The organism is Croceitalea rosinachiae, from assembly GCF_031846445.1.
Lineage (GTDB): Bacteria > Bacteroidota > Bacteroidia > Flavobacteriales > Flavobacteriaceae > Croceitalea > Croceitalea rosinachiae.
Window position 1 is genome coordinate 416,320 of sequence record NZ_JAVRHR010000001.1, and the last position, 11,970, is coordinate 428,289.

The 11,970-nt window shown below is 38.4% G+C and carries 11 protein-coding genes; 3 read left to right on the top strand and 8 right to left on the bottom strand.

Annotation, left to right across the window (positions count from 1 at the left end; all coding sequences use genetic code 11):
* Positions 1-15: 15 nt before the first annotated feature.
* Positions 16-1,212, bottom strand: coding sequence for a M14 family metallopeptidase (locus RM706_RS01855; RefSeq protein WP_311349319.1), 1,197 nt, complete (start codon positions 1,210-1,212; stop codon positions 16-18).
* 2 nt (positions 1,213-1,214) lie between these two features.
* On the bottom strand, positions 1,215-3,068 hold the full coding sequence (locus tag RM706_RS01860) for a glutamate-cysteine ligase family protein (protein WP_311349320.1): 1,854 nt from the start codon (positions 3,066-3,068) through the stop codon (positions 1,215-1,217).
* A gap of 139 nt (positions 3,069-3,207) precedes the next feature.
* On the opposite strand from RM706_RS01860, the gene hemN reads away from it, so the two are divergent.
* Together hemN and RM706_RS01870 are read left to right on the top strand one after the other, a co-directional pair.
* Positions 3,208-4,566: an oxygen-independent coproporphyrinogen III oxidase gene (gene hemN / locus RM706_RS01865; protein ID WP_311349321.1), complete on the top strand. Its 1,359-nt coding sequence runs from the start codon at positions 3,208-3,210 to the stop codon at positions 4,564-4,566.
* Positions 4,567-4,586: 20 nt separating this feature from the next.
* Positions 4,587-5,408 carry a universal stress protein gene (locus RM706_RS01870; protein ID WP_311349322.1) on the top strand — a complete coding sequence of 274 codons (822 nt, stop codon included), beginning with the start codon at positions 4,587-4,589 and terminating at the stop codon, positions 5,406-5,408.
* A gap of 60 nt (positions 5,409-5,468) precedes the next feature.
* On the opposite strand, the gene RM706_RS01875 is transcribed toward RM706_RS01870, so the two are convergent.
* The gene (locus RM706_RS01875) at positions 5,469-6,860 is read right to left on the bottom strand and encodes a Gfo/Idh/MocA family protein (RefSeq protein ID WP_311349323.1); all 1,392 of its coding nucleotides are present in this window, start codon (positions 6,858-6,860) and stop codon (positions 5,469-5,471) included.
* Positions 6,861-7,035: 175 nt separating this feature from the next.
* On the opposite strand from RM706_RS01875, the gene RM706_RS01880 reads away from it, so the two are divergent.
* Positions 7,036-7,455 (top strand): CBS domain-containing protein, encoded by a 420-nt coding sequence (locus RM706_RS01880; RefSeq protein ID WP_311349324.1) that lies wholly within the window; start codon positions 7,036-7,038, stop codon positions 7,453-7,455.
* Positions 7,456-7,514: 59 nt separating this feature from the next.
* Here the strand turns inward: RM706_RS01880 and RM706_RS01885 are convergent, their stop codons facing one another.
* From RM706_RS01885 to ccoG, 5 genes are read right to left on the bottom strand one after another with little or no spacing between them, the layout of a single operon-like run.
* Positions 7,515-8,021, bottom strand: a complete 507-nt coding sequence (locus tag RM706_RS01885; RefSeq protein ID WP_311349325.1) for a ClbS/DfsB family four-helix bundle protein — start codon at positions 8,019-8,021, stop codon at positions 7,515-7,517.
* 6 nt (positions 8,022-8,027) lie between these two features.
* The gene (locus RM706_RS01890) at positions 8,028-9,299 is read right to left on the bottom strand and encodes an acetyl-CoA hydrolase/transferase family protein (protein ID WP_311349326.1); all 1,272 of its coding nucleotides are present in this window, start codon (positions 9,297-9,299) and stop codon (positions 8,028-8,030) included.
* A gap of 39 nt (positions 9,300-9,338) precedes the next feature.
* Positions 9,339-10,046 (bottom strand): sulfite exporter TauE/SafE family protein, encoded by a 708-nt coding sequence (locus tag RM706_RS01895; RefSeq protein WP_311349327.1) that lies wholly within the window; start codon positions 10,044-10,046, stop codon positions 9,339-9,341.
* Positions 10,047-10,048: 2 nt separating this feature from the next.
* Complete coding sequence (locus RM706_RS01900; protein WP_311349328.1) at positions 10,049-10,495, bottom strand: FixH family protein; 447 nt, start codon at positions 10,493-10,495, stop codon at positions 10,049-10,051.
* A gap of 12 nt (positions 10,496-10,507) precedes the next feature.
* Positions 10,508-11,917 (bottom strand): cytochrome c oxidase accessory protein CcoG, encoded by a 1,410-nt coding sequence (gene ccoG, locus RM706_RS01905; protein ID WP_311349329.1) that lies wholly within the window; start codon positions 11,915-11,917, stop codon positions 10,508-10,510.
* Between the last annotated feature and the right edge of the window lie 53 nt (positions 11,918-11,970).

The following is an 11,970-nucleotide window of genomic DNA, read 5'->3' on the forward strand; positions in this document are numbered from 1 at the left end:
CACTTCAGGGTTTTTTTATTTCCAAGATTTAGGATATTCAGCTTCTCGCGAGGCAGCCTCCCTGCTTCTGAGCACCAAATGCGAAGCATCTACTTGTCTAACTCGATAGCCCAATAAGTGAAATATCGATTTTGAAATGTATTTGGCAATATGTGTATCTAAAACTAATGCGCGTTTGGTATCATCTTGCCATTCTACTCCCGGCAGTTTCGTTAAAAGGTTATCGGGTTTTATTTTTCTGAGATATTTTGAGAGCCACAAAAAGAATTTCGGTATCGGCTGAATAAAGTAAAAACCTTCACTGCCTTGGGTTTGGTATAAAGGCATAAATATTTGGGTGGTTTTTTCGGCTACAACAGCCCTATTATTATAGCTTGCTACCTCAATCCCTTTTTGAACTTTTTGAAAATTCACAAAACCAGGTGACATTTTAAATTTATCTAAAGTTGTCAATCGATGTTCATATGTGATTTCGAAAAAGCTGGAAGCTATCCCCGACATTTGATCGACCCCGGCTTTTACTTGTCTAAACCATTGCTTATTTGCTTGAATAGATGATGTTAGCAATAATGTGTAATTTATGAAATCTATATTGTTTGTAACCGCTAATTGCTCATCATGTTGACCGCTTTCAAAACCAAACGACAGATACCCCATTTCATTGATAAAGCTCAATAATGCACCATGTAAATACTCTTCTATTCCCAATACTTTGGGTAAGGGATAGTTCATTACAAACCTTCGGTTCAATAGGCTATCGTTCATTACGATAAATGGGGATGTTTCACTGGAGGTTGTATGAAGGTCAATAAAATAAAATGGTGGAGCGGCATAATCCAAAATGGCTGATAATTGTTCGTACAACGATAACATTTCGCGTTCTTCAGAATGAAGATCGGTTGTTGTACTCCCATTGATTTTTTGTAATTTTTTACTGTTCCAAATACGGTTCAAATCCTCATCTTGATATCGTATTTGTTTCTGTAATGCATTCAAGTTTCCTGCTAGGCCATAAATATTACCTGAAATCTTAAAATGCTTTTCACGAAGATTTTTAAATACCAATTGAAGTGCAAGTACACCGGCTGGCTCATTTCCATGTATTCCGGCAAAAAAAACCAAGGTAGGACCATCATCATCTCCTTTCAAATGGTCGATAACTCGATTGACCTGATGTTCAATCTTCAGTAGTTTACCATGTACTTTTGACATTATTACAAATCCGTTTTACAGACAATACCGACCAAGGCTCTATGATCGCAAACTGGCAGGCAACCATAACCTTTACTTTCCATCAAGTGTTGCGCCTCAACAATTGTAGTATAGGGTCCCACTGTGGTAATCTCTTTTATCATAATATCCTTTACCAAAATTTCTTCTAGGTTCATATCAAGACCTTCAAGATAGCTCCATGTCAACAGCCCTGATAAGTCGCCCTTGTCGTTTTTTATAGGTATGTGGTGTATGTTGTTCCATTCCATAATTGCCCTCGCCATACTGGCAAAATCATTTTCATATAGTTTAAACAAATGGGTAGACATTACCTCTTTCACTAGACCGTTCATTCGTTTATCTTTTTGTGAAACCAATATCTCTTGCCAGTCATGAATTGGTAGTGCTTTCTTTTGGTTTTCGTACATGGCTTTGGTCAAATGTTGCAATGCCGTATTGGTCTTATAGACTTTCCTGAGCTTTCTGAAATTTCGTACTTGCCACTGTTCGCCGGTACTCCCTTTCGCTCGCTTTTCAATAATACGAAGTAGCCGATTGCTATCTTCAAGGTCAATATTGCATTTTTGCAGGCCATCATAAGCAATCGGCAACAGTTTGTTCATCAGCAACTTTTTTGAACTGATCAACTCATTCTCCCACAAGAACATGGTTTCTTTGCCAGTTCTGGCAGCTTTAATGAAATTGGTCTTTGCTGCTTTGAAATCCATATATGATTCCATATCATCATACTTTGGGGGACGCCCTTTCATCAATCCTATCCAAAACGCAAAATTTGCCATTTCATCTGTAACTGATGGCCCAGAGGGAATATACCTGTTCTCTATTCGCAAATGGGGCTTATCACCTCCTATACCATAGCAGGGCCGATTCCAACGGTATACCGTTCCATTGTGCAAACGCAGGGCTTCAAGCTTAGGGGCTTCTCCTCTTTTCAATTGTTCCAGCGAACCCTCGGTAATGGCCTTGGTCAGTAATACGCGATGTTTTGAAATGTCTTTTTTGAAAATTTCAGCAACCGAGCCCTGTTCCCAATTTGTGCCAAAACCAACACGTGGTGCTTGATCGTTCAGTACATAGCCCGATTTACGGGTATCTAGACTTTGTTGAAAAAGAGCAATACGAGTTTCCTTCCATAGTTCGCGGCCCATCAACATTGGTGAGTTACAACATACAGAAAGCACAGGGCCAGCAATAGCCTGTGACCAATTATAACTTGAAATAAAATCGTATGAAGGTATCTGCAAGTGCAGTTGAAAACTGGTGTTACAAGCTTCGAACATAACAGAATTATGTTTAAGATAGAGTTCATCAACCCCACGAATCTTCAATTTAAAATCACCACCCTTATTGGCGACCAATGCATCATTCAAAGCAAAATATCTTGGTATCGGGGTCAAAAAATCCAATGAGACCTCGCGCCTACCAATGGTCGGTAGAATACCGGTCAGTAGTAACTTAATGTCCATTTTTTTTGCCTTTCCATCTGCTATTTGCAATAGCGCACGAACTTGTTGTTCAGCAGCAGAAAAACAGTTGCCCTTTAGTTCAAAGGGATCAAGATTAATTTCAATATTGTAACTGGCCAACTCGGTAGTAAAATGGGGATCGTCAATAGCTTTTAAAAGTTCAAGATTAACGCCGGCCGGCTGGTAGTTTTTGTCAATTAAACATAATTCTTGTTCAGAGCCAATCCGTACGATATCGTCTTCAAACTTTTTATCTTTTAAGAGCAGTTCCAATGCTTTGACATCGTTGATAAGATGTTGGACAAAAGCCTTTCGCTCCACCAAATCTTTTTTGCTCTTTAAAATCATTTCTCCCATATCAAAGTGCATTACCTACAAATATAGAAGCGTCAACCCGCTGAACATATGACAATTATCATATCGGGCATTTTGAAAAAACAAGAACTGATAATTATCATATTCTATTTGCTCGCTACCCTGTAGTTTTGACCTTATAAATTGAATAGGTATGTGCAATTTGACCAATAAGTATAATGTTCCAGGGCCGAGATATACCAGTTACCCAACGGTTCCCTATTGGGATATCAATAAGTTCTCAGGAAAAAAATGGAAACTAAGTGTAAAAGAGTCTTTTGAAAATAGTGAGTCAGATGGTATAAGTCTTTATATTCACCTTCCCTTTTGTGAACAAATGTGCACGTTCTGTGGTTGCCACAAACGTATTACCAAAAGACACGAAGTAGAGATTCCATACATCAATGCCGTACTGAAAGAATGGTCTCTATACAGAGACCTTTTGGTTAGTAAGCCCGTCATTAAAGAACTGCATTTGGGCGGTGGTACTCCTACGTTTTTCTCTCCTGAAAATCTGACCAGTTTAGCCAATGGTATTTTTCGGTTTGCAAAAAAAGCAACGGATGCTGAGCTTAGTTTTGAAGGACATCCGAACAACACCACAAAAGACCATTTGCAAGCACTTTATAATGTAGGTTTTAGAAGAGTCTGTTTTGGTGTGCAAGACTACAATGAAACCGTTCAAAAAGCCATTAATAGGGTTCAGCCTTTTGAAAATGTCTGGAATGTAACCAACTGGGCGCGAGAAATAGGTTATACCTCGGTAGGGCATGATATCATTTATGGATTGCCTTTTCAAACTTTAGCAGATGTTAAAAACACCATTAAAAAAACGAATGAGCTACGACCAGATAGATTAGCATTTTACAGTTATGCCCATGTACCTTGGCTAGAAGGCAATGGTCAACGTGGTTATCGCGATGAAGATCTACCCACTAACGAAGACAAGAAATTGCAATATGAAATAGGCAAAAAAAGATTGACTGAACTTGGTTACCATGATATTGGAATGGATCATTTTGCCCTTAAAACTGACAACTTATTCATTGCAAGTAAAAATGGCAGCTTACATCGTAACTTCATGGGGTATACTGCATCGAATACCCAATTAATGATTGGTTTGGGCGCATCGAGCATTAGTGATAGCTGGCATGCCTTTGCCCAAAATGTTAAAAACATTGAAGAGTACCAACATTTGGTTCAACATGATATTATTCCTGTTTATCGTGGGCACATACTGAATAAGGAAGATGAATTGATCCGCAAGCATATATTGAACCTCATGTGTCACTTTGAAACTTCATGGGAAGTGGACCAAACCAATTTTCTCGATTTCCAACACATTATTGATAATCTTGTAGAATTGGAAACTGACGAGCTGATACAAATCACTGCTAATAGTATTAAAGTAACTGAAAAAGGAAAGCCATTTATCAGAAATATCAGTATGGCTTTTGACTTAAAATTACAAAGAAAAAAACCGGAAACCCGTTTGTTTTCGATGACCTTATAAACCCATAAATCTCAAACAAAATGAAACGTATAGTTGTACCCATAGACTTTTCAGAGCAATCTGAAACTGCCCTTAAATTAGCTGCTACTTTGGCCAAGAAAAGTAATGCTGAACTTTTTGTGCTGCATATGCTAGAGTTGTCACCAGGTATTATGTCCAATACGGAATATATTCCTCAAGTTCATATTGTGCACCTGATAAAAGTGACGGAAGATCGATTAACAAAATTTTTGGATAAGCCTCATTTAAAAGGTATAAAAATCACGCCTATAATAAAGCACTATAAAGTTTTTAGTGAAGTGAATGAAGTTGCAACCAAGCATAAAGTTGATTTAATCGTAATGGGGTCCAATGGTACAGACGGTCTTGAAGAAATTTTTATTGGATCTAATACAGAGCGCGTGGTTCGCAATTCTGAAGTTCCAGTATTGGTAGTCAAAGGTGAAGTTGGTAGTTTTAAAGCGGAGCGATTTGTATTTGCTAGTGACTTTAAAGAAGAAAGTATACCAGCCGCTAAGAAGGCAATTGCCTTTGCTGAACTTTTAGGAGCCGAACTAAAATTAGTCTATATCAATACTCCCGCAGATGCTTTTTTAAGCACTGAGGATACCTATGACCGAATATCAAAATTCTTGAACATTGCGCGGATTGGTAAAGAAGTTGACATCTACAATGATTATAGTGTAGAAAAAGGTATCTTAAACTATGCCGAATCACAGGCAGCAGATATGATCGGCATACCCACTCATGGTAGAAAAGGATTGTCACATTTCTTTATGGGCAGTATTGGTGAAGACATTGCCAATCACAGTACAATACCTGTAGTCACCTTTAAAATTTAGTCAGTTTATTTTTAGTGAATGAGGGGGCTTTAATGGCCCTCTTTTTTATTCAATACTATATTATACTAATTTCATTTCATCCGGATTCCAATTCACGGGCTTTTTCTTAAAATAACTTTCATTAGCCAAAAGTGCAGCTCCAGCAGCACGCAGACCAAAGGTTGGGTCTTGCACTACCTCTCCTTTTGTTCGAATTGCGTTGAAAAAGTTATAAAAATGGTCATAATGCCCCCCTTTATAATCGTTTGGTGCCTGCCAAGTTGTTGTTCCTGTATTCAAGCTTGATTCACGTGTGTTTAATTGTCTTTCTTGATACCCAAGTCTTATTTTCTCTTGTGTGGCTTCAGTATATGCAATCATGGAATAATCACTTGGGGTCATGCCTAATTTCGACCTGGTCACTTTTACATGATTTTGCCCAACTTCCATTTCACCTTCAGTACCGATTAATTTAAAGCCGCCTCCACCTCCATTACCCGCAATAAAGTTAATTCGAAAAGCTGCATTAAAAGCAGCATGTGTTTCTGTTTTCGGATAGTCATACAAGGTAATACTAACATCGGGAACATCACGGCCGTCATTCCAATAGCGCAGACCACCTGTGGCCATTGCCCGATTTGGTCCATGTGAACTGATAATATGATTTAAAGTAGAAAACGCATGCACGAACAAATCGCCAGCGACACCCGTACCGTAATCTTGATAATTGCGCCATCTGAAAAAGCGCTTTGGTTCATAGGGTACTTTTGGTGCCTTGCCCAAGAAGGTATCAAAATCTACAGTATCTACATTCGCATCAGGAGGTATTGGGTATTGCCATGCGCCCTCTGCCGAATACCTATCGTTGTACATATCAAGCATAACCAAATCACCAATCGCCCCTTCTTCGTATAACTGTTTGGCCTTTTCATTTCCTAGAGATGACATTCCTTGACTGCCCACTTGACATATCATACTGCTGTCTTGTTGTGCCTTGATAATAGCCTGCCCTTCTTCAAATTTTTGAACCATGGGTTTTTCGCAATATACGTGTTTGCCTTCCTTAAGGGCGTCAATGGTAATTTTTTGATGCCAATGATCAGGTGTTGCTATGATTACGGCGTCTATGTCTTTATGCTGTAATATTTTTCTATAGTCCCTTGTAACAAAAATTGAGTCACCCCAAAGTTCTTTTGCCCTATCCAATCGCCCTGAATACAGATCACATGCCGCTACTAATTGAACCCCAGGTACTCGCAGGGCTGAACTCGTATCATAAATACCTTGAATACCCGAACCAATAAGCGCCAGATTAATTCGGTCATTTGCCGAATAATTATATTCACCATAGGTTCTGGACAAAAGTATTTTTTCGTCATATGAATTTGAAAAAACATGAGGTGCCGCTGTTAGTGCCGCTGAGCTTAGCGTGGCCTTTTTTATAAAAGACCTTCGGGAGGTATTTTGTTTCATACTGCTTAATTATTAAAAAATAACTGATAGGCTTCTCAATTTACAATTTTAGAATAATTGTAGAATGGTTTAATTCAAAAACATATAGATTTATATTACATCAGCCTGACATTTGTCATATAACTTGCAGTAATAGTATGGTATCTTTAAGATAGAAACTTTAATACTACTCCTCATGAAAAAGCGAGTTCCTATATCACAGATTATGACCAAAAATGTGGTCACTATCAGTACTAAAGATGATTTGGTCACTGCTGAAGAACTTTTTAAAAAAAATAGAATAAGGCATATACCCGTTACTTCGGGCAGCAAAATATTAGGTATGTTAAGTTATACCGATTTAATGCGTATCAGTTTTGCAGATGCCATTGACGAACACGAACAAGATGTTGATACCATGGTATATAATATGTTCACCATTGAACAAGTTATGGTCAAAGATGTTATCTGTGTGTCTTCTTCGGCTACGATTCAAGAGGTCGCTGCGTTTTTGGCTCAAAAAGAATTTCACGCACTACCTATAGTGGATGACGACAAACTTGTCGGTATGGTAACCACTACCGACTTGATCAACTATTTATTAGCGCAATACTAAAATGATTTTTTGATTGATTGACAGCTTTTTGATTTCGAACAAAAAAGGGTAAGTCTACACTAAGATTTATCCTTTTTTATGCGTTTTATCAATTTATAGGCCCAATCATAATGACTTGATGCAGTTGATATCAGGTAAGCCCCCAATGAGGTCGAGCCTGTCCATTTGTAGCGTTTTTTTGTAAACAGTTCTTCATTTGAATGCCCAGCGATGATCACTTGTAATCTTTCAAACGACTGTACCAATTCGCCCTTGATGTCTTCTAAAGCTGTATCGTTGTACCTTTCTTGAATCTTCCGATTTAAATCGGGCATGGTTTTCCAAGTATAGCCTTCAGCAGGCATAGCTGGCTTCTCACCTTTCATGCCCAACGTATACCATTTGAGCATCATCAAATTCCAATGGTTCAGATGGGCCAAGACATCTCGAATGTTTCGATTCAATGTACCTTGAGGAAATTCAGCCAATTGCTCTTGCGTTGAAAAGGCGTCCACATAATCCAAAAGCTTTTTATAATTTCCTTGGCTCTGTGTTATGAGATCTGCTTTTGTTTTTGGTCTTGGCATCTCAATTTATTTTCCATTAAAACGGTTATACGCAGCTTCACTCAAGGCCTCTTGATGATTAGGGTGTGCAATGGAAATTAACGCCTGTGCACGTTGTTGCAAACTTTTCCCGAATAGATTAACTACACCATATTCTGTCGCCACATGATGCACATGAGCCCTTGTTGTTGTAACACCTGCTCCTGTTTTTAAAAAGGGAGTTATTTTAGAAACTCCTTTTTTTGTGGCAGATGACATTGCAAATATGGGTTTACCACCATTAGAGAGCGAAGCTCCTCGAATAAAATCCATTTGGCCTCCAACTCCGGAAAATTGATAACTACCAATCGTATCTGCACAGACTTGACCGGTAAGGTCAATTTCGATGGCACTGTTAATAGCCGTAACTTTTGGGTTTCTTCGAATTCGTGCGGTATCGTTGGTATAGGCAGCATCCCGAAAATCACAGATAGGATTGTCATCGATGAAATCATATAATTTTCTTGAACCTACTGCAAAACAGCTCACAATTTTCCCTCGTTTGACCACCTTTTCCTTACCAGTAATAATACCATTTTCTAACAAGGGCAATACCCCATCAGAGAACATTTCAGTATGAATTCCAAGGTCTTTATGGTTACCCAAATTAGCTAACACAGCATCAGGGATACTACCTATACCCATTTGCAAGGTCGCCCCATCTTCTATAAGTGAGGCTACATGTTGACCAATTCTATGCTCAGTATCGGAAATTGTAACAGGATTATGCTCATGAATAGGTCGGGCAACTTCTATGGCGCATTCAATTTCGTCAACATGAACAATACCAGTACCATGTGTTCTTGGTACTGATGGATTTATCTGTACCACTATTTTTTTTGCCGTACGAACAGCAGGAAGTGCTACATCGACCGAAACACCTAAAGAACAGAACCCGTGCTTATCTGGTGGTGAAACCTGAACAAAAGCCACATCTAAAGGCAGTATATCTTTTTTGAACAATAAGTGAATCTCACTCAAAAAAATCGGGATATAATCACCAGCAGGTGTATTCACCAACTTACGCACATTGCCACCAACAAAACAGGAATTCAAGTGAAAGGTCTTATTATAGGGTTTTTGGGTATATTTTGCATCGCCCTCAGTATGTATCGAAACAATTTCGATATTCTCTAGTTCTTCATGTCTGTTACAAAGGCCATCAATGAGTTCATTGGGTGTCATGGCCGCACCTTGAAAAAATACCCGATTACCTGATTTGACAACTTTTACCGCTTCTTCAACACTTGCTATTCTCATAATTGGTATGCGTTTTACATATTTATACTCGCTAAAATACTAATGACATTCCATCTCACTATTGGCAATTTCAGTTTTTGCTGGTTCTTTTGGCGAAACATATGGAATACCTAAACCAAGGCCTCTTAGTATAAAAAGTGTTCCGATAAGCACTACAAAAACTGGAATCATGCGCTCTACCGTTCTTTTGGTTGCACCTTTTGACAAGCCACTTAAGAGAACAGTACTGGTCATTAATGGTACTGTTCCCAGTCCAAATAACATCATATATAATCCACCTTGCCCAGGGTTACCCAAAGCGACCGCTCCAAGTAGAGCCATATAAACCAATCCACATGGTAAAAAACCATTTAAAAAACCTATGGTCAAAAAAGTATCTGGGGTTCGCTTTTTAAGCTCCTGACCCAACCTTGACTTTACTTTTCCCAATAAGCCATAAATAGGCTTTGCGACGCTAAATTTCTTCAAATATTTATCGGGAAGTATTACCAAGCATATCATAACAATGCCAACAGCTATAGATAATTTTTGCTGAAACCCAAAGAGGTAAAGGCCTTTACCGACGAACCCAAAAAGAAGTCCTAAAAAACCATAAGATAGCATGCGACCCATATGATAGATGGACAGTTGCATTAGTTTTTTAGTGGTGTTAGTTCTATCCAATGGCAGCATAAAGGCAATAGGGCCGCACATGCCTAAACAGTGTAAACTACCTAAAAAACCTAAAACCAATCCTCCTAACAACATACCTAGTAGTTCAACTTTTCTTTATGTAAAAAGGTTTTACCTTTATATTCCCATTTTACGGCAATGTCCCATCGACCGTCTAGCAGGCGATTGTCAGGTATGAGCAAATGTGTTTTGGACAAACTTATAGGAAAGTTAAAATCCAAATGCCTGTTCGACGGTCTGTATAGGGACACCTTACCGGTGATGTCTTCAATTTTAAAATCTTCAGGAAAAATTATGTTTAAGCCTTCTGCTGTTTTTTCTATTCGGAGTTTGGCCGAATTGGCCGAAGCAGAATTTTCTGCATCTATCTCTTCTTGATAAGCTAGCTCTTGTTTGTAATAATCATCGGCAACCAAATCGTGGTTTGCACGATTATCAATACTCATTCTAACCACAAAATATAGAATAAAAGCAATGAAAGCGATAAACGATAGTACAATGCCTGTTCCCCAGTTTATTTTCATAGTTTTTATTTTTTAGTTGTAACTCCGAGGAGCCAAAAATTGCGTCATAGTGGTCTCAATCAATTTACCTCCGCTATAGACTCCTATTTTCAATTTATCTTTATCTGCATTTAAGGCCGAAGCGCTTATTTCAATAAACAGGGTGCCCTCTGCCAATTCTTCTGCTGGTACAGCAAAGCGCTCTTGTGATACCATTTTAATTTCTCCTTTATGGGACAATAGCTTAAAACTAACTTCTTCAACGTCTTCAATAGTTTTATTGACTAACTTATAGGTGTAGACATTACTGATGACATTGTTTGCCTTGCGCTCATACAATTGTCCAGGTAACCTCAAAATATTAGCTTCAAGCTCATTCCTTAAAAACAACATGCCCACAAGTACAGTAATCAATATTCCTAAAACCGCCGTATATCCCTTCATACGCGCCGTAAATTTGAACTTAGTCTTACTATTGATTTCGTCTTCGCTGGCATAGCGAATCAAACCTTTTGGCATGTTTATTTTCTCCATAATATCATCACACTCATCTATACAGGCAGTGCAGTTCACACATTCAAGTTGCGTACCGTTTCTGATATCTATACCCGTTGGACAGACGTTCACACATTGAAAACAATCGATACAATCACCATGACCAAGAGCGTCACGATCTTCATTTTTTCTAAACTTTTTTCGTCCATTTTCTGCTTCGCCCCTTTTGTGGTCATAAGTGACCACAATTGATTTTTCATCTAACAATACGCCTTGCATACGCCCGTACGGACAAGCGATAATGCAGACCTGTTCTCTAAACCATGCAAATACAAAATAAAAGACCGCAGTAAAAATCAACAACGAAATCATGGTACTTACATGCGCTAAAGGACCATCAGTAACATATTGGATTAGTTGATCACTACCTATTAAATAAGCAAGGAATACATTGGCAATTAAAAACGAAATAATGAAGAATATAATCCATTTCAATACCCGTTTTCGAATCTTTTTTGCATTCCATGGTGATTTATCCAATCGTTGTTGGGCACCTCTATCGCCATCAATCCAATATTCAATTCTACGAAAAACCATTTCCATAAAAATGGTCTGTGGGCAAACCCACCCGCAGAAAATGCGACCATAAGCAACTGTGAACAGTGCAATGAAAATCACACCAGCAATCATAGATATGACCACTAGGTGAAAGTCTTGCGGCCAAAAAGGAAATCCAAATATATTAAAACGTCGCTCCAACACATTGAACATCAAAAATTGATGTCCGTTCACCTTAATAAACGGCGAAGCAAAAAGAAATAATAGTAAAGCGTAGCTGACATATTTACGGTATTCGTAAAAACGTCCACTAGGTTTTTTAGGAAATACCCAAGCCCGTTTGCCCTCCGCATTTATTGTTCCTATGGAATCCCTAAAATTTTCTTCCATCTCTCTTCGTGCTTTCGTAGTGATACAAAATAAATCCCGACTACATTTGGTCT